Below are 17459 nucleotides of genomic sequence, written 5' to 3' on the forward strand. Positions count from 1 at the left end.
GCCCCCGCGGCGAATGAGTGTCGGGGCTCCCGCTCCTACGGATTCGCCAGCTTGGCCAAGCACATCAACAGCCAGCATTTTGGACAGCGTGAGGGGCTCGGGCGAGTGGAAGGAGCGCAGAGAGGGGCGGGTGTGACGAGCTGGGCTGTGAGGGAAACCTGGGGTGGAGCGGTGTCTTACACATGCGGTGGGATGCCGTTCCCAGGGAAGGGCCGAAGAGGTCCGCCAACTGGCGCCCAGGCTGGGCTTGACCGCCCACAACGTGGACGTGGCCGACGCCGCGTACCGCGCAGGACACATGGAGGACTTGTTCCGTGCAGAGCGAAAGTCACTGAGAGACGACTACCGATGAGCCATCAGAATGCCCGCGATCGGATTGCGGCTGGGTCGCCGAGGTGGCTGCCCGCTGGGGGCCTGTCCGACCCGGCTATTGCTGCCCGCGTAGGCTGAGGCGGACTTGACCCTACGGCCCGTCCGGAGCCTTAGGACCCGGTGAGCTCGGCCGCCCAAGGTGCCGCGTGGTGGCCGGATCGGCTACGAGGTGACGGACCGGAGCAGCTGCCTGTGCATGCTCTCGTAGTAGTAACCCCAGCTTTACCCCTCGCTCCCCGTTCTCTCCTCCGGGTTGAGCGAGGGTGTTGACCCCTTCCCTAGATCTTCGGGTGTGCGGTGTGCGGTGTGCACCCGACCCTAGTACCCGTCCAGGGGGGATGCGGGAACACGGCTGGAGCGTGGGTTGGGCCCCACCACACGGACCTCTTGACCGGCTCCCCGGGTGCCCCGAGCTGACCAGGGGTGGAGGGGTACTGTGGGCACTTGAGTGAGCCCCGACCCGTTCGAACTGGGCCGGGGCTCACTGGTGGCGTTACAGGAATGTTTGGTGCGGCTGGTACCGATAGCCGCTTTATCAGCGGGATCGCGTGGAAGTAGCTCTCCCGCACCCTGAGAACACCAGATTGCCACCGCTGCGTTCCCACTCGTACGCGCGGCAGACCACGGTCCTGTTGGTCATGACTTGGTCCCCGTGGTAGACGAACCCTTCCTTACTGAAGCGTCGCAGTGTGAGCGAATCAACGCGAACTGTGTATGGCCCCCCGTTGTTTGCCGACATACGGCAGGTCATGCCGATCATGCCGCCTTCGGGCTGCCCTCCGAGCACTGTCCTGGTGGCGCTTTGGCATTTCACGTCGGACGCAGCAACGGCGGGAACCGCGCTGATGGAGAGGAAGGTCGCGGTGATGAGGAGCGCCGTCCCGACGCCACCGGCTAGTCGTTTCCCGATCCTGCCCGGCATTAAGTCTCCGTTCTTTTGTACAGGCTTCCCTTTGGATGCGACCTAGTGATCCCGCATTTTTTGTGGCGGCGCGTTACGGCTAGTCCAGGGTGCAGCTGATGGCGCCGTTCAAGTCGGCGGCTGTGGTGGACTCGACGGCGCAGTTGATGAGTTTCATCGGGTCCGTGACAGCGCTGGCCGATGTGGCCGTAAGGCCCGTGAGCATGACGGCTCCGATGATGGCGGCGACAATGCGGCGCATGAACAGCCTTACTGACTGTCTGAGTTGTGTGCGCTCGGCATACCCGAAACGCCAACCCTGATGCGTTGTACCGCTCGTGTGGGTGTTGCTGTATCGATCCCCCGCCCCCTTGTTCGGAGATACTCCATGCCGCGAAGGCCCCGTCCCCTCGCCCTGTCCCCCGTGTGCCCTGAGCTGGCCAGGGGTGACGGGTTGCGCGAGCGGCACCAGAGTGAGGCAGGAGGGCAGGGTGGAGGGGAGTGTGCTTTTCCTGGCTGACGAGTAACAGGCGTTTCCGCCTGCCCTCGGACCGGCCCGTCCGCCGCTTGTCCGTGCTGATGATGAGGCTCGTTGAACTTCCCCCCCCACCCTGCGCTCGGGGGTGGGACAGACCTGCTCACCTTGACTCCCCACCTGAAAGCCACCGGTATGGTGTCGGGCGCATCAGGTGATGCTTGCTGCCCGTCCTGCCCCGGTCGACGGGACTTCGTCCAGTCTTGGCTCGCCCTTCAACGCGGGGGCGGGAGAGCCGTCGACCGCGGCCCGGGGCCAGTCCGGGGCGTTCACGCTGCGGAGCTCGGCGAGGAGGACCTCGTGCAGCCGGGGCCACACTCCCGCGTCGGCCCACTCGGCCCACTTGGCCAAGCGGCGTCAGCAGGTCATGCCGGAGTCGACACCGAGTTCCTGGGGCAGGTGCTCCCAGGCGATCCCGATGTGGAGCGCGAACGGGATGCCCTGGAACACCATCCGGTCCGGAGTGGTCCAACGACCTAGGAGATCACCTCGTTAGGGTTTCTCAGGCCACTTGGCCATGGCCGCGACCAGCGCTGCCAGGAGCAGGACGCCCGCCGACCACCAGGCCGCGATGGTGAAGCCGTGCACCATGCCCTCCCCCAGGCCCCGGCTCCGGGACGGGTGGGCGTCGATGTAGCGGGTGGCGGCGGACGATGCGATCGTGTTCAACAGGACGGTGCCCAGGGAGCCGCCGATCTGCTGGAAGGTGGAGACGGTCGCGGACGTCACTCCGGCGTCATTCGGGGTGACCCCGGCGGTCGCCGTCGCGTAGACCGGCATGAACGTCAGTCCCATGCCCAGGCCGAGCAGCACCAGCGCGGGCAGCACCCCGGTGGTGTAGGCGGAGTCCATACCCAGGCGGGTCAGGAGCAGCATGCCGACGGCAGCGAGGAGCATGCCGGGGGCCATCAGGTTGCGGGGGGCGGTGTGGGGCAGGAGCCGGGCGGCGATCTGTGTCGCGCCGATGACGATCGTGATGGACATCGGTAGGAACGCCAGTCCGGTCCGTACGGGTGAGTAGTCGAGGATGGCCTGGAGGTAGTAGGTCAGGAACAGGAAGGCGCCGAACATGGCGACGGTGGCCAGGCCCATCGTCGCGAGCGCCGCCGCACGGGTTCTGTCCCTGACGATGTGCAGCGGCAGCATCGGATGCTTGGCGTGGGACTGCCACCACACGAAGACGGCGAGCAGGACCACACCGGCCGCGAACAGGGTCAGCACCAACGGGTTGGCCCAGCCGGCGGATTCGGCGTCGCTGGAGCCGTACACGATCGCCACGAGCCCGCCGGAGGCGAGCAGTGCGCCGGGGACGTCGAGGCGCCCCCCGCGCTGGCCGGGGCTGTCCTTGACGAGGGCCAGCGCGCCGCCGAGGGCGGCCAGCGCGATGGGGACGTTGACGTACAGGCACCAGCGCCAGGTCGCGTACTCGGTGAGCAGGCCGCCCACCAGCAGCCCGATGGCGCTGCCGCCCCCGGCGAGCGCGCCGTAGATCCCGAATGCTCTGCCGCGCTCGGCGGGGTCGCTGAACGTCGTCGTCAGCAGTGACAGTGCGGAGGGGGCCAGGACGGCCGCGCAGGCCCCTTGCAGGGCTCGCGCCGCGAACAGCGTCCCGGGGCCGTCGGCCGCGCCGCCGAGCGCGGAGGCGGCGGCGAATCCGACCAGGCCGATCACGAGGGTGCGTTTGCGGCCGACCAGGTCGGCGATCCGGCCGCCGAGGAGGAGCAGGCTGCCGAAGGCCAGGGAGTATGCGGTGATCACCCACTGCCGGTTCGCATCCGACATGCCCAGTCCGTTCTGGACGGAGGGCAGGGCGATGTTCACGATCGTGCCGTCGAGAATCACGATGAGCTGGGCGCCTGCGATGACGGCGAGAGCCCACCACCGCTTCGGATCGGGCAACTCGGCCGCGTTCGCGGTGGTGTGGGGGACCGGCGTGGGCACGGTGTCCCCGGGGGAGGACTGCTTGGTCAAGGCGATCACATTCTGTGTCGGAGGTGTAGGAGCAGACGCGCGGTCCTACACCCCGGGACGCGACACAAGGGATCGCGAGAGCAGCGGACACCACCATGAGGTGCCGCAAGGGGGGGAGAGAGTCCTACCGCGCGCCGAACGAGGCCACACGGCCGGGGGCAACTATGGCCGCAACACTCATTGTCCAGTTCCAGTCCATGTTTCCCACCTCCTCCCGGCCGGGCACGCGGTACGCATCGACGCCGAACGCGCCGAATGGTGCGACAGGGGCCCCGCCGCACATGACCTCCGACAGAGTAGTTCAGCCAGCCGGGGACGCAAACGGATTTACCCGGCGCCTGGGTACGGGCTCCTCACGCCTCGACAAGCAAAGATCGCGCCGTGCCCAGCCGAGAAGGCTGCGGCTACGACGCCCTGACCGTTCTCTTGCGGCTGGTCACACGGTTCCTACCGGCGCCCCCGACCCTCGTTGCCGACAGCGACCAACTGGGGAAGGAAGAGCATCACTGGCCGCATTCACAGACCCTCATCACTGAAGCGCGACGGCTTCCAGCGCGTGGCCGCGCTGCGGGACACGGGGCCCGGTGCGCGGCGCCGGCCACGGACGGGGGCCACATCCAGCCTGGCGACCACCACGACACGAGCAATCTTCAGACGCTGTGTCACTGGCACCATGCCAGGAAGAGCGCGGCTGAGGGTGCGGCGGCCAGGGGTCGACGGGTGCCCAGGAGGAGGCCGGAGTCCCGGCACCCCGATGACCTGTCCTGAGCTTCACGTCGGTGATCTTCGGTGGTGATGTTCAGTGATATTCGAGCGGGAAGCCGCGGTGCCCTTGATGTCCGTTTAGAGGTGGGGTGTACCCCATCTCAGGTATCCAGGAAGGCCGAAGCGTCATAGCGGCTCGGTTTCTGTACGGGTTCCCGGGCCCGTCACAGCTCTGTCGGCAACGCCGTGTAGCGCTCTGACCTAAGGAAACGCTCCTCTGAGCCACCATGGCCGGCGCTGCGTAAGGGCGCCATATCGCCGTTTCGACGCTTCACGAGGGTGCATGGATACCGCGCGAAGCAAAACACCAAGGCCCGACCTGCTCCCTAGATGATTGATTCCAAGGTCAGTGGTCGTAGGCGATCAGCGACCGGATGACTGGGCTGTCGGTCTTGTGGCTGTGCCAGATCGCGGCAGTCAGAGCGAGGAGTCCATCGAGACCGGGCACCCTCGTGCCCGTGCGGCTACCCCTTGGAGACAAACATCTAGTGGTGGATGCTCACCAATCGTCGGCGCTCCGAAGGCGGGCAACGCGACGTACAGTCGCTGGGTTTGAGGAGTAATACCCCTCCGGTTCGTTGCCTGTGTACACCAGGAGTCCGGGACCCCGTCGGTTTCCGGTCGCCGGCCAGGGCATGATCGACGCTGGCATCCGTGACGGTGGCGTCGTCACTGCACGGTGCCAGAGCGCCGCAGACCCGGGCGACATCGTCGTTGCCCTCCTGGCCGGCGGCGAGGCGACCGTCAAGAAGCTGCGCATCGCCGACGATGGTGCATGGCTGATGCCCTGCAACCTGGCCTACTCGCCGATTCATCTGGACATCGGGAATGATCTTGGGCGAGGTCGTCGCCGTGCTGCGGACTCTGGAGGAACCGTCAGGCATCCGAGTGAGGCCGGGCGGCCTCAACCGAGTCGTCCGCCTCTCCGCGTACGGTCCTGCCGTGAACTTGCCCTCGGACCCGACACTTCGCCGGCTGAACCAGGAAATCCTCAAACCCTACGGCTGGCCTCCGTTCGGAGGCACGTTCGACCTCCATAGGGAGTGGCCGGCCGGTATTCCAACCCGCCCCGGGGTCTATGCGTTCTTGACTGCTGACCGCGAGCGAATCGTCTACCCCATCGGCGAGTCGTCGATCATTTACCTCGGCGCGACCACCCAGCGCCTCGGGCTGCGGGGGCGGGTCAGCTACCACAGGGGCCGGACCAGACACGGTCTCGAGCGGCATGTGGGACACCCCGCCCATGAACGGATCACGGCTAGAGGTGGCCTCTGCCTGTATTCCACTGCCCCGGCAGGACACCCCCAGAGGACCGGCTGCACGCAAGTGCTTGGTGGATCGAGCATCTGCTGCTCGAGGCGTTTCAGCGTCTGCACCGCACAGTGCCCGTGGGCAACAGGCGCCGTCCCTGACGACGTCGCACCCGTCTCGCTCTCGCCTACGGGCGAGGTGGTGGACGCGGTCATCCTCGCCAACGCCGGCCTGCGCCGGATCGGCCGCGCATCGGAAGCGACGCAGATCCTCGGCGCTGACCGGATGACGCCTGCCCTCGGCGCCGGCCAGCTGATCATGCAGATGCAAGGGGACGACGAGTCCACCCTCGCCGTCCGCGCCCCTCTGGCGGACGCCCGCGCTACCCGGGCAGCGGTCACGGGGCGCTCCCTGCTGCGGGTCCTGGCCGGCCACTGCCACGCTCCGATCGCCGGACACGCCTCCGTGGCGGAGTCTGGCGAGGTACTCCTGGTGGGCCGTGCGTACGCGGCGGACGGATCCTTCATGCTCTCGTCCGAACTGACGGGTACCACGCCCGAGGCGGTCGGCCGCGCCGTGGCCGGCGACCTCATCAGTCAGGGCGCCAACGAGCTTCTTGCGACATCGAGCCGGGGTGGCGCCGACGCTGTCGCCCACGCGATGAAGGCCAGTGCGCAGGGCGCGCGGAGGCCCGCCGGTCGCCCGGCGGGCCTCCGGAGCTCAGACCCGCTTGGCGCAGGTCACCGGCACCTGGCCGCCGCGCACGATGTACCAGTCGTGCCCGGTCTTTCCGCACTTGTTGTACGTCTGCGAGTAGCCGTTGGCGATGATGCAGCTCCTGAGCTTGTCGCCCTTGTGGACATAGCGGGTGACGCGGTCGTCCGCGTCAGCCACCGTGTCGCCGGAGTCCGGCATACGTACGGCTACCTTCTTTCCCGTGATCTTGATCGTGGTGCAGGCGGCAGCCCGCTTCGGCACCTCGGCCTGCGCCGGCGCCGCCGTGGCGAGGCCGGCACCCAGGATCGCGAGACCGAACGCCGCCACCGAACACCGGAGGGTACGAGAACGCTTCACATGCAGTCCTTGCGGTCGGTGATTAACCCGCCCGTACGGCGAGCATGTACACGCTAACCCACCAGCTCCTTGCCTCACGTTCAGCGGGGTCCGATCGCTGTACCGGCCGTGGACAAGGGCGCGCTTCCGCCGTGACAGCTTGCTTGCGTGGCGGCCTGAGGACTCGAGGGTGCACGAACTCATACTGAACGCGAAGGATGCCGCCCGGCACCCCTGGGTGGCGCGATCGGCATCGAGATGCGGAGCCGGGTCACCGCCGCCAAGATCGTTTCATGCGATGGACGAGACCCCCGTGGGGGACCGGACGGGTTTATGCGCTGGTGGACCCGCGCGACGGGGAGCGACGGTACATCGGCCAGAGCATCCAGTCGCTGGGGGTGCGCCTCGGTGGCCACCGGAAGCACCCCTCCGCGCGGGTGGGACCGTGGCTGGCCGAGCTACAGGGAGAGGGGCTGCTTCCACGTATCGAGGTCGTGCGGGACCAAGTCCCCTGCGGCGAGCTCTCCGTGGCTGAACGAGAAGAGATCACCCTCGCGCTTGCGCAGGGCAAGAAGCTTTTCAACGTCCTGAACACCGCGGAAGCCGTACGGGGCACGGGCCCGGGCGTGGCCGAGCAGGGCCGGGCTCTTCGGTGAAACAGGTAGTCGGACAGGGCTTCGGCGGCACCACGCGGCCGTCTCGAGGCCAGGCCGAAGGGACCACCGTCTCCACGGCGTGCCGGCTGCGGCCGTCTGGGTGTGCGTCGGCGCCGCACAGCGTTCGTGGGCTCTCGCCTCAGGAAAGGCGCGGAGCCGATCATCGCAGGGCCGGCCCCAGCCGGCACGGTGGCACAGACCACGTGCCTGCGGCGGCTGATCGGCCGCACTGCCCTTGTCAGGAACCGCCCGGCGACCGGCCGGGAGGGTGACAAAGGCCGGCCCGTGTCAAAGGGCCGGCCCGCGTCAGTGGGGCCGCGTCGGTCGCGGCAACAAGTTGTCGCAATTGGCGCAGCTGGGAAGATTCCGGCTCCGCGCTTGATCGAGGACTTGCTCGCAGACAGACTGCTCTTCATGGGATCAGTGGGCGTGACCACCAGGGCGTGGATCGGGAACTGTCCATGAGTGCCGGCCTGCCCTTCTTTCGCTACCACCCAGATCCCCTCGCAAGTGGGTCTATCCGCGCGGCCGCCGAGACGTGCACCTGCTGCAAGCGCAGCATGGGATGGATCTACACAGCCACGTTCTACACCGCCCAGGACGTCAGCGGGCGATTTTGCCCGTGGTGCATCGCAGACGGGAGCGCGGCTGAACGCTTCGCCGGTGAATTCACCGACTCCTACGGGCTCGACGGTGTCAGCGAGGACGTCTTGCATGAGGTCACCCGCCGCACCCCCGGCTTCCATGCCTGGCAAGATCCGCACTGGCTCGTCCACTGCCAGGACGCGGCCGCCTTCGTGGGTGAAGTCGGGTACACCGAGCTGGCGGCCCGTCCCGAAGCACTCGGCCAACTGCGGTCCGACATGCGCATTGACGGCTGGCACGACGAAAACCGACTGGAGCACTTTCTGACCAGCCTGGGCGAGGGGGCGACCGCCATGCTCTTCCGCTGCACCGTCTGCGGTGCCCATCTCGCCTACACCGACGCGTCCTGACATTCGTCCGTGCTGGTGAGTCTGCGGTAGCAGATCAGGGTGCAGGCGATGCTGGCGAAAGCCAGGAAGCGGCTGACCTTGCGCTAGCGCCGGTGCAGACGCCGGCACTCGGCCGGCACTCCGCGATCACCGTGCCCGGGCGGGGGCGCGTCAGCCGAATGTGTTGCGGAGCCAGTGCGGGGTCCGGCTGGTGTTGGAGCGGGCGCTGGTGAGCATTTCCTCGGCTTCGGCCAGGACCGTGGTGAGGCGGTCGAGATGGTCGGGGGAGAGGGGCGGGCTTCGAGCGGGAACATCAGGGCGCGGGCGGCGTCGGCGGCGCCATCGCCACCGCCACCACCCCGGACATCCGGCTCATCATCGCCCTGGCCGCCGTCCACGCAGCACGGCCGAAGGTGATGCGCACCATGCAGCTGGACGACGTCGGCCTGGGCAACGGGCGCATCACCATCGGCGGCCACATCCGCCCATTCGACGATCTCACCCACCGAGCGGTCCTGGACTGGCCCGATCACCGCCGCAACCGCTGGCCGAACACGGCCAACCCTCACCTGCTGATCACCCAGAAGACCGCCGTCGAACTCGGCCCGGCCGGCAAGCTCTGGACCACCCGGGCCACCAGCAACCTCACCGCCACCCTCGAACGGCTCCGCGTCGACCGCCAGCTCGAAGAAGCCCTCAGCCACGGCGGCGACCCGCTCAGCCCCGCGCTCGTCTTCGGAATCGACAAGAAGACCGCCATCCGCTACGCGGACTCGACGCGCGCACTTCCGGGAGAGGCCGCCGAGCAGGCATCACAGTGACGAAATCCGCTCGCCCTGGCTCATCCTGGGACGAGATCATGGACAGATGCCATCGACCGAATCAGCAGCCCGCGCGCTTCAGGACCATGCCGTCCTCTGGAGCATCGGCGAGATCCGTGCCACCGACGTCGTCAACGCTGCCTGTGATGCACTCGTTGCCGGCCTCGACAGTCCTGCACTGCGGATCCTCGCTGCTTGCACCCGCGCGGAGGCGATTCACGACGTCCCCGAACTCCTTCCCCCAGCACTCGACGAGCTGGGCCTCGCCTTTTATCCACCCGGCAGCGCTGGCGGCGAGGAAGCCGCCGCACGAGCACTCGCCGCCCGGATGTTGGCCGGCGAGCTGACCCCACGAGAGTTGGCTTTCCGGATCCACCAGCGCTTCGGACACGAGCTGGCCCTGGCCGAACGGCTCGCCGAACTCGATGACGAGTACGACATCCTCGAATACAGCGACAGAACGCCGGCGCAGGTCGACGTCGATGTCACGGCCGAAGCCCTCCGGCTCACTCAGCGCCCTCGTGTTTCACCCGAACCCACGGATCCACAGACCTGAAGCACACCGTTCGACCCGTGGGTTCGCGCTGAATAGTCCTTGGGCTCCCTGAACCCACGGGGATCGCGGCCCCGGATTCCTAGCTCAGCCACCAGCCGCAAAGTAACCCGAGGTGATCACGCGCCCGCTTCTGTGGCGGCTTTCTCGTCGTGCTTTCGCAGCATCCGCATGACAGTGGCGGGTGCGGAGCGCTGGCCCTTCTTCGTACCAGTGGTGACGACGAGCCGCTTGGCGATGTTCGCAGGCTCAACTCCTGGTCGCGTAGGTGGTGAGCCATGGACTTCATGGACTCGTCGGTGACGCCCCGCGCCGCCGATGGTCTTGCCGCGCTTGCGGGCGGACTCGTGGACCTCGAAGGTGCGATCGGGGATGTACTCGCGCTCCATGCCGGACATGGCCGCGAGCACGGGGACAACACCCTCAGCTTGGCTCTCCATCGTCACGAAGTCGTGGGGGTGCGGGCGAGCCACCGCTGCAACTCGCGATGGCGGAACTGATATGTGCTCCCGGATGTGCGCAGCAGCCCCGCGGCGCAGGACCAGGCGAGGAAGGCTCCCAGATGCCAGGGCAGCCGTGCCCGTGCGCACAACAAGAACGCGACGTAGCGGCGGACTGCTGCAATCCGAATCGAGATGATCAAGAATCCGAGCGCCAGCCCGTACCTCGCCCCGGATCTCATCCCTGACTCGAAGCCGCTTGCCGGGTCGTACGTGAATGTCCCGTAGTCCGCTCCAAGCTGGAGTGCCGACGTGAGCCACTGCGCAGTCGGCGCAAGTCCTTCCGCGAGAGCAAGCAGGAGACTGAGCGTCACTGCGTACGCGCATGCGGAGACTGCTCCGGCCAGCAGATCACCGCGCAATGGTCCCCACGGGTCGAGGCCATCATGAGCCGCGTCGTCTCGCGGCCGTACCGTGAGCGCTGCCACCGAGCCGAATGCGAACCCGGCGGTGAGGCTGAGCACTGCTGCATATGTGAGCGCAGCTTCAAAGGGCCCGCCGAATGTGAGGTCAGGGTTGGTCACAGGGACGAGAAGCAGAGCAAGTCCGACAGCGAGTCCGGTGGCGAGCCCTACGGTTGCGCCCATCCTTCGTCGGCGAGCGGCCAGCTGGCGCCTGGCCCGAGTGCCGGATTTGGGCCATCGCAAGGCAGCCGGCTGCGGTGTGCGGCGGCTCCCAGACCGAAAGACCAGGGCGAGCGCGACGGCGCAGATAGCGAAGGCAGTGACACGCTTGCTCGTGGAGGATGCGACTTCCGGGATCTGCGCATAGAACAACGCCGCGCCCGGCAGGAATGTGAGAAGAGACAGAGCCGCGTCGATGGTGCGCACACGCCATCGACCTGCCAGCGGCCATAGCCGGTGAAGCACGAGCTCGCTGGTGGGGCTGATAGCACCACGCGGCTCGGGAACGGAGTCTGCATCGGCCTCCGGAAAGCTCGCCAGGCAGGCGAGCCAGCTGTGAATCTGGGCAGGGGTGTAGGGCGCGGCGATGCCGGAGTGAATGAGCGTGGCGGCGGGGATGTACCGGGCGAGAAGGTATTCGTCCAGTTCGGACGGCGACGTGTAAACCAGCAGTTCGGAAGGATCGCCGGCCTCGGCGTAGACCGTGGCGGCCAGAGTCAGCCGCCAGGGCGTCGACAGAGTGCGGGCGAGCGCCCCGTCCGGTTGGGTGCGCAAGGTGTGAAGGACCGGCTCCCATCGTTCGGGGTTACGAGCCCGCCGCGAAGCCAGGTAGGCGTGTGCCTGTATTGCGGTTACTGGAACGAGTTCGAGGCGGGCGGTGTCCAGCACTGGGCGCCCGGCTGCGGCCAGCTCGTCGTAGCGGGCGGTACGGCAGGTGAGGACGAAGGGGGCTCCGTCGGTCCCGTCCTGGTAGGCATTCAGCGCCCTGAGCGCCGCCTTGCCGAGCGGGCTCGCATCGTTCTGGCGTGCGCGGGCGGGGCGCCGAATGTGCGTGTGGCAGCGGATCTGAAGGTGACCGCGGACACGGTGAGGAAGTGGCGTGCACGGTTCGCTGCCCATCGGCTCGAGGGGCTGGTGGACGTGCCTCGGCCTGGGCGGCGCAAGGCGGAGCTGGTGCTCAGCGAGGCTGAACGGGCTCAGCTGACGCGCTGGTCGCGGCGGGCGAAGACTGCGCAGTTCCTGGCCCTGCGCGCGAGGATCGTGCTGCGGTGTGCGGAGGGCGGGACGAACAAGCAGGTGGCGGCTGAGCTCGGCGTGCACGAGCAGTCGGTGAACCGCTGGCGTGCCCGGTTCGTCAAACACCGGCTGGACGGGCTGACCGACGAGCCGCGACCGGGGCGTCCGCCGTCCATCCTGCTCGACCAGGTTGAGGACGTCGTCATCGCGACGCTGGAATCTACTCCGGGCAGGGACACGCACTGGTCACGGGCCTCGATGGCAGCCCGTACAGGGCTGTCGAAGTCCACCATCGGCCGTATTTGGAAGCGGTTCGACCTCAAGCCGCACCTGCAGGATGCCTTCAAGCTCTCCACTGACCCGCAGTTCGTCGCGAAGGTTGTCGACGTCGTCGGCCTGTACCACCACCCGCCCGAGAAAGCAGTGGTGCTGTGTGTCGACGAGAAGGCCCAGATTCAGGCTCTGGACCGGTCACAGCCCGTGCTGCCGATGATGCCGGGCATGCCCGAACGCCGCACCCACGACTACCTGCGACACGGCATTACCAGCCTGTTTGCCGCCTTCAACATCGCCGACGGCACTGTGATCGGTGAACTGCACCGCCGCCACCGGGCCATCGAGTTCAAGAAGTTCCTGGTCACGATAGACAAGGCGGTTCCCGTCGGCCTCGACGTGCACCTGGTGTGTGACAACTACGCCACCCACAACACACCTGAGATCAAAGCATGGCTGGGCAAGCACCCCCGCTTCCACGTCCACTTCACACCCACCGGCTCGTCCTGGATTAACCAGGTCGAGCGGTGGTTCGGCATCCTGACCGACAAACTCATCCGCCGCGGCGTCCACACCTCCGTGAAGGCTCTGGAGAACGACATCAGTGCCTGGATCGACTCGTGGAACGAGAACCCCAGGCCCTTCACCTGGACCAAGACCGCCCACGAGATCCTTCACTCCCTCGCCGGCTACCTCGCTAAGATCACCCCGCCAGCCACCGAAAAACAGGGACAGACTTAAGCCCGTAATTTTTGGCGCATCACACTAGCCATGCGCCGGCGGAAACCGCACCACGATGGTGCGCAGTGCGCGGTCCTGGGACGCCGCGCTCATGAGCGCCCGGACGGAGGACTGGCCCGCGGTGTGACAACGGGGGTGGACCGGGCCGCGCCGCTTAGCCATGATGGCCGCGCGTGCCGAAGGGGGATACCGCCGTTGAGCGGGCCGGATCCCGGTACCGCAGTGTCCGGGTTGTCCCGCCGGCCGGCGGGGACCTTGCTCCAGGGTTTTCGTACAAGGGCCATGGGGCAGTACGGCGTCACGCCGATTGTGCGGTGATGCCCCCTTCGGGGAACGGTCAGCCATGATTCTTCTGCGCACGGGGGTTGACCGGGCAGGATGGGGCCACGGCCGGTACGCGAAGGCTTCGGGCAACAGCGGCGGCATCATGAGGGCGGTTGGGGCGTCGCGGAAGCTGCACGGTCATCCGGCCAATTGCCTTTGGCGCGCCCCGGCTGACCCGCGCAGGCCACCGCACTGTGCGGATACGTGCTCGCCGGATACCGCAGACCGCGTGTGGCGCGATACATCCCCTGGCCGCGCGGCTGTTCACACAGTCGTGGTTTCGTTGCTTCAGCCGGGCCCGGGACGACTCGACGTACGCAGCACCCGTCGTGCTGCGCGACGAGAGGAATCCGCGCATGCCTGCGTTGCCGGCCCTCGCCAGCAAGCTGCTGACCGCTGTCTCCTGGCTGACCAGCCCGCGTACTCCGGACGACTATCTCGGACTGATCGACCCGCTCTTCGGCGCCCGCTTCCCAGCAGGGCGGGTGACAGGAGTGAGTCCGGAGACCCCGGATGCCGTCACGCTCACTCTCCGGCCCGGCCGGGGCTGGTCGGGACACCGCGCTGGGCAATACCTTCCCGTCGGTGTCGAGATGGACGGCGTATGGCAGTGGCGCACGTACTCCCTCACCTCGGCGCCGGGCCGGAAGGACGGACTTCTGACGATCACCGTCAAGGTCGCGCCCGACGGCAGGGTGTCCCCGCAGCTGGCCCGCCGGACTTCTCCGGGCACGATCCTTCGACTCGGCCCGGCACAGGGGGAGTTCGTTCTTCCGGCCCCACTTCCTCCCCGCATCCTGATGATCACCGCGGGCAGCGGCGTCACCCCGGTCATGGGTATGCTCCGTACGCTCATGAGCGGCCGGTCCCCGCACCCCGATGTCGTGCTCGTGCACAGTGTGCCCTGCGCCCGGGACAGCCTCTTCGGTTGCGAACTGCGCGCGGCGCGGCGGCGGTTGGCCTGGCTGGACTACTACGAACACCACTCCCGGCAGCACGGCAGGCTCGCCCCGGATGATCTGGCTCGGCTCTGCCCCGACTGGCGGGAGCGGGAGACCTGGGCCTGCGGGCCGACTGCCTTGCTCGACACAGTGGAGGACCACTGGGAGCGAGAGGGGCTCGGCGGGCGGCTCCATGTGGAGCGTTTCCAGCTCGCTCCGGCCCTGCCGCGGGACCCCGAAGCCGCCTCCGGCAGCCGGGTGCTGTTCACCCGTACCGGTACTGAGGTCACCGCGGACGCGGCCAGCCCGCTTCTCGTCGTAGGCGAGTCGGCGGGTGTGGCGATGCCGTACGGGTGCCGACGCGGGATTTGCTTCGGCTGCCTCACCCCCCTGACGTACGGCCGCGTGCGCGACCTGCGTACCGGTGAAGTCCACGAACGGACCGGCCAGATGATCCAGACCTGTGTCTCGGCGGCGGTCGGACCGCTGGCCCTCGACGCCTAGCCACCAAGGAGTCCCCGTGACTGCGACCCCTCTCGCTTCCACCGAGACGGCCCCCGGAAAGCACCTCGGCAAGGATCTCGGTGAGGAATTCGGTGCGGAGCTCGACCGCATCCGCTCCGAGGTCATCGCCGCGCGCGGTGCCGACGACGCCCGCTATATCCGTACCGTGATGGCCACCCAGCGCGGCCTGGAGGCGGGAGGCCGGATGGCTCTGGCCGTCTCGCTGTTCCCGCCCGCCTGGGCGGCGGGCACGGCCATGCTCGCCGTTGCCAAGATCCTGGAGAACATGGAGCTGGGCCACAACATCCTGCACGGCCAGTGGGACTGGATGGGCGACCCGGCCACCCACTCGACCACCTGGGAGTGGGACTTCCTCACCCCCGCCGAGGCATGGAAACACACTCATAACCACCTGCATCACACCTGGACCAACGTCGTCGACCGCGACCGGGACCTCGGATACGTCGTCTTCCGGATGAGCGGCGACCAGCGCTGGCGTCCGCGCCATCTCGCCCAGCCGCTCTACAACCTCGTCCTCGCCCCGTTCTTCGAGTGGGGCATCGCGCTGTACGACCTGGAGCCCGATGCCGTCGCCGCGGGACGCAAGACATGGCGGTCCTTCGCGGCCGACCTGAGCGGGTTCCTCTCCAAGGCCGTCCGCCAACTCGCCAAGGACTACGTCCTCTTCCCGCTTCTCGCCGGGCCCTCCGCCCTGCCCTGCCTGCTCGGCAACCTCACCGCCAACACCGTGCGCAACCTGTGGACCAATACCGTCATCTTCTGCGGCCACTTCCCCGGCGACGTCCAGACCTTCACCGAGGAGCACATCGAGGGTGAGACGCGTGGACAGTGGTACCTGCGGCAGATCCTGGGCTCGGCCAACATCGAGGGCGGCCCGCTCTTCCACGTGCTCAGCGGCAACCTCGGCCACCAGATCGAGCACCATGCCTTCCCCGACCTGCCCAGCAACCGCTACGCCGAGATCGCCCCGCGCGTGCGGGAACTCTGCGAGAAGTACGGCATTTCTTACGTCACCGGGCCGTTGTGGCGGCAGTACGGCTCCGCCTGGGGGCGCATCCTGCGCTTCGCCGTACCGGGGAAATGAAGTGCCCGGACCGAACCCAGGTGTTCGCTCCGCGAGTGAGCCCTGGGTCGGGGTGCCCGCACGCCTCTCGGGCCCGAAATGCGCTGCCCGGCCCGGCGACGGTTCGGCGTGGGCCGGGTAGCTTGCTGGAGCATGGCCGAGGAGAGTCACCGTACGCCGCGCGAGGAGACGACGCTGGTTGCGGGCTTACCGCAATTTTGGCGAGCTGCTCCAGGAGCTGCGGATCGGGCCGGTTCCAGGACACAGCCGCCGCGTTTGACCGGTATGCGCCTGCGTACCGGCTTCCTGCGACGGCTGTGTTTCCTGCGGGGTGACGCTTTCACTGACCGGCGGGCGCTACATGCGCAGCAGCAGCTCTGTGATCTCCTTGTACTGCCGTAGTGCGAGCCGTAGTTCCTCTGTCTGAGCTTCGGTCCCCTGGTTCCGCCAGCTTGCGCGCAGGACGCGACGCCGCTCCGCGAGGGTCTCGGTCAGCTGGGCGACGGCTTCGTCGAAGACGCCGTCGGCCTCCTCCACCGCCTGGTGCGGGTTTTCCACGAAGGTGTTGAGGGCCTGCCGGAGTCGCTGGGAGAGCTTGTCACGTTCGCCCTGCGCCAGCAGTGCGGACCCCGGTGTGCGGATGGGTGTGTCAGCATCGGTGACCGGCTCACGCGGTGCGCGAGCGGGCTCGGTGTGAGGCGCCTGCCCGGCATGCTGTTGGACGAGATCCGGGCGCTCGCCCTGGGGTTGTTGTGCGCGTGCCTGGTCGTACATCATCGTGTGCCGCTTCCCTTCGCATGGCGCCGGTTCGGTGCCCACGGCGCGTGGCCGCGGGCGTCGGGAGACCGCGGACGGCGCCGATCCGGATCGCCCGGTTGCTCGGTGACCAGGGCCTCGAAGAGACTGCGGGCTCCGATCATGGCCTCCCGCATTTCCTCGGTGCCGCTCTGGCCGCGGGCTGCCGTGTGCATGCTGCGGTAGCCATGGACGTAGTGGGCGTGATGGACGGAGAGCGCCGCCAACTGCTCCTCGAAGTACTCGCCGTCCGGAAAGCCCCGGTCCCTGGCCAGATGCGCCAGCAGCGCGTCGGCCTCGATGACAGCCTTCTGCGGGGATTCGACGAACTGCTCCTGCACAGTCACCCATCGAGACAGGTAGTGCCGGCGGGCCTCGGGCGACAGCGGCTGCTCCTTGAAGGAGCCGTACCGCTTCACCCGCTCATTGAGCTCCCGGTCGGCGCCCTTGATGTCGCCGTCGTGGCGGGCGACGGCACGGTCGTACTCGGGCCCGAAGCGCCGCTTCAGCCCGGGAGCGCCAGCGCCCCGGGTCCGCCCACGCACGACGAAGAAGAGGGCGGCCGCCGCGATGACGAGCACGGTGATGACGATGACGGTGATCATGGCTGCCCTCTTTGGTTCTTGATCCTTCGGCCGCCTTGTTGCATTTCCATCGATCCCTGTCGGCTCACTCAGTGTCGGGGCCGGGGGGGGGGGGGGTGTGGGCTTTGCGCCCCCCCCCCTGGGGGGGGGGGGGGGGGGGGGGGGGGGGGGGCGGGGGGGCGCGGGGGGGGCCGGCCGGCGCCCGGGGGGGCGGGGACGTG

The 17459-nt window shown here is 67.9% G+C and carries 16 protein-coding genes and 1 pseudogene; 9 read left to right on the forward strand and 8 right to left on the reverse strand.

What is annotated here, in order from left to right:
- Nucleotides 1-1373 precede the first annotated feature (1373 nt).
- The 3 genes from ABZ951_RS26315 to ABZ951_RS26325 all read right to left on the reverse strand — a co-directional run bounded on the left by ABZ951_RS26315 (nucleotide 1374) and on the right by ABZ951_RS26325 (nucleotide 3779).
- Nucleotides 1374-1535, reverse strand: coding sequence for a hypothetical protein (locus tag ABZ951_RS26315; protein ID WP_344083928.1), 162 nt, complete (start codon nucleotides 1533-1535; stop codon nucleotides 1374-1376).
- Between the two features lie 423 nt (nucleotides 1536-1958).
- A complete protein-coding gene (locus ABZ951_RS26320; RefSeq protein ID WP_344083931.1) occupies nucleotides 1959-2159 on the reverse strand; it encodes a hypothetical protein in 201 nt (66 codons plus the stop codon).
- A 141-nt stretch (nucleotides 2160-2300) separates the two neighbouring features.
- The gene (locus ABZ951_RS26325) at nucleotides 2301-3779 is read right to left on the reverse strand and encodes an MFS transporter (protein ID WP_344083934.1); all 1479 of its coding nucleotides are present in this window, start codon (nucleotides 3777-3779) and stop codon (nucleotides 2301-2303) included.
- Nucleotides 3780-5179: 1400 nt separating this feature from the next.
- On the opposite strand from ABZ951_RS26325, the gene ABZ951_RS26330 reads away from it, so the two are divergent.
- The gene (locus ABZ951_RS26330) at nucleotides 5180-5584 is read left to right on the forward strand and encodes a S24 family peptidase (protein WP_344083937.1); all 405 of its coding nucleotides are present in this window, start codon (nucleotides 5180-5182) and stop codon (nucleotides 5582-5584) included.
- Nucleotides 5585-5996: 412 nt separating this feature from the next.
- Nucleotides 5997-6374: pseudogene (locus ABZ951_RS26335) on the forward strand (hydroxymethylbilane synthase); the annotation flags it as partial.
- A 141-nt stretch (nucleotides 6375-6515) separates the two neighbouring features.
- Here the strand turns inward: ABZ951_RS26335 and ABZ951_RS26340 are convergent.
- Entirely contained in the window at nucleotides 6516-6869 is a 354-nt protein-coding gene (locus ABZ951_RS26340) for a hypothetical protein (RefSeq protein ID WP_344083940.1), read from the reverse strand.
- 272 nt (nucleotides 6870-7141) lie between these two features.
- Here ABZ951_RS26340 and ABZ951_RS26345 point away from each other — a divergent pair, with 272 nt between their 5' ends.
- The 4 genes from ABZ951_RS26345 (at nucleotide 7142) to ABZ951_RS26360 (ending at nucleotide 9855) form a co-directional block, all read left to right on the forward strand.
- Nucleotides 7142-7504, forward strand: coding sequence for a hypothetical protein (locus ABZ951_RS26345; protein ID WP_344083943.1), 363 nt, complete (start codon nucleotides 7142-7144; stop codon nucleotides 7502-7504).
- Between the two features lie 461 nt (nucleotides 7505-7965).
- A complete protein-coding gene (locus tag ABZ951_RS26350; protein ID WP_344084296.1) occupies nucleotides 7966-8499 on the forward strand; it encodes a CbrC family protein in 534 nt (177 codons plus the stop codon).
- Between the two features lie 404 nt (nucleotides 8500-8903).
- On the forward strand, nucleotides 8904-9299 hold the full coding sequence (locus ABZ951_RS26355; RefSeq protein WP_344083946.1) for a hypothetical protein: 396 nt from the start codon (nucleotides 8904-8906) through the stop codon (nucleotides 9297-9299).
- A 46-nt stretch (nucleotides 9300-9345) separates the two neighbouring features.
- Entirely contained in the window at nucleotides 9346-9855 is a 510-nt protein-coding gene (locus ABZ951_RS26360; protein ID WP_344083949.1) for a hypothetical protein, read from the forward strand.
- Between the two features lie 116 nt (nucleotides 9856-9971).
- Here the strand turns inward: ABZ951_RS26360 and ABZ951_RS26365 are convergent, their stop codons facing one another.
- Nucleotides 9972-10292: a hypothetical protein gene (locus ABZ951_RS26365; protein WP_344083952.1), complete on the reverse strand. Its 321-nt coding sequence runs from the start codon at nucleotides 10290-10292 to the stop codon at nucleotides 9972-9974.
- A 2-nt stretch (nucleotides 10293-10294) separates the two neighbouring features.
- Nucleotides 10295-11530 carry a hypothetical protein gene (locus tag ABZ951_RS26370; RefSeq protein ID WP_344083955.1) on the reverse strand — a complete coding sequence of 412 codons (1236 nt, stop codon included), beginning with the start codon at nucleotides 11528-11530 and terminating at the stop codon, nucleotides 10295-10297.
- A 192-nt stretch (nucleotides 11531-11722) separates the two neighbouring features.
- On the opposite strand from ABZ951_RS26370, the gene ABZ951_RS26375 reads away from it, so the two are divergent.
- The 3 genes from ABZ951_RS26375 to ABZ951_RS26385 all read left to right on the forward strand — a co-directional run bounded on the left by ABZ951_RS26375 (nucleotide 11723) and on the right by ABZ951_RS26385 (nucleotide 15880).
- Nucleotides 11723-13006, forward strand: coding sequence for an IS630 family transposase (locus ABZ951_RS26375; protein WP_344084299.1), 1284 nt, complete (start codon nucleotides 11723-11725; stop codon nucleotides 13004-13006).
- A 680-nt stretch (nucleotides 13007-13686) separates the two neighbouring features.
- Nucleotides 13687-14775: a ferredoxin reductase gene (locus tag ABZ951_RS26380; protein WP_344083958.1), complete on the forward strand. Its 1089-nt coding sequence runs from the start codon at nucleotides 13687-13689 to the stop codon at nucleotides 14773-14775.
- Nucleotides 14776-14791: 16 nt separating this feature from the next.
- Entirely contained in the window at nucleotides 14792-15880 is a 1089-nt protein-coding gene (locus ABZ951_RS26385; protein WP_344083961.1) for an acyl-CoA desaturase, read from the forward strand.
- A 336-nt stretch (nucleotides 15881-16216) separates the two neighbouring features.
- Here ABZ951_RS26385 and ABZ951_RS26390 read toward each other — a convergent pair whose 3' ends face one another.
- Together ABZ951_RS26390 and ABZ951_RS26395 are read right to left on the reverse strand one after the other, a co-directional pair.
- Nucleotides 16217-16636 carry a hypothetical protein gene (locus ABZ951_RS26390; RefSeq protein WP_344083964.1) on the reverse strand — a complete coding sequence of 140 codons (420 nt, stop codon included), beginning with the start codon at nucleotides 16634-16636 and terminating at the stop codon, nucleotides 16217-16219.
- Nucleotides 16633-17259, reverse strand: a complete 627-nt coding sequence (locus ABZ951_RS26395; RefSeq protein WP_344083967.1) for a hypothetical protein — start codon at nucleotides 17257-17259, stop codon at nucleotides 16633-16635. The genes ABZ951_RS26390 and ABZ951_RS26395 overlap by 4 nt, the downstream gene beginning before the upstream one ends.
- Between the last annotated feature and the right edge of the window lie 200 nt (nucleotides 17260-17459).

This window comes from Streptomyces sp. NPDC046215 (assembly GCF_040646215.1).
GTDB lineage: Bacteria > Actinomycetota > Actinomycetes > Streptomycetales > Streptomycetaceae > Streptomyces > Streptomyces stramineus.

Coding starts and splice junctions, on each gene's coding strand:
- ABZ951_RS26330 (WP_344083937.1), top strand. CDS start 5,180: ATGATCGACGCTGGCATCCGTGACGGTGGCGTCGTCACTGCACGGTGC.
- ABZ951_RS26350 (WP_344084296.1), top strand. CDS start 7,966: ATGAGTGCCGGCCTGCCCTTCTTTCGCTACCACCCAGATCCCCTCGCA.
- ABZ951_RS26345 (WP_344083943.1), top strand. CDS start 7,142: ATGCGATGGACGAGACCCCCGTGGGGGACCGGACGGGTTTATGCGCTG.
- ABZ951_RS26355 (WP_344083946.1), top strand. CDS start 8,904: ATGCAGCTGGACGACGTCGGCCTGGGCAACGGGCGCATCACCATCGGC.
- ABZ951_RS26390 (WP_344083964.1), bottom strand. CDS start 16,636: ATGATGTACGACCAGGCACGCGCACAACAACCCCAGGGCGAGCGCCCG.
- ABZ951_RS26360 (WP_344083949.1), top strand. CDS start 9,346: ATGCCATCGACCGAATCAGCAGCCCGCGCGCTTCAGGACCATGCCGTC.
- ABZ951_RS26395 (WP_344083967.1), bottom strand. CDS start 17,259: ATGATCACCGTCATCGTCATCACCGTGCTCGTCATCGCGGCGGCCGCC.
- ABZ951_RS26380 (WP_344083958.1), top strand. CDS start 13,687: ATGCCTGCGTTGCCGGCCCTCGCCAGCAAGCTGCTGACCGCTGTCTCC.
- ABZ951_RS26315 (WP_344083928.1), bottom strand. CDS start 1,535: ATGCGCCGCATTGTCGCCGCCATCATCGGAGCCGTCATGCTCACGGGC.
- ABZ951_RS26365 (WP_344083952.1), bottom strand. CDS start 10,292: ATGGAGAGCCAAGCTGAGGGTGTTGTCCCCGTGCTCGCGGCCATGTCC.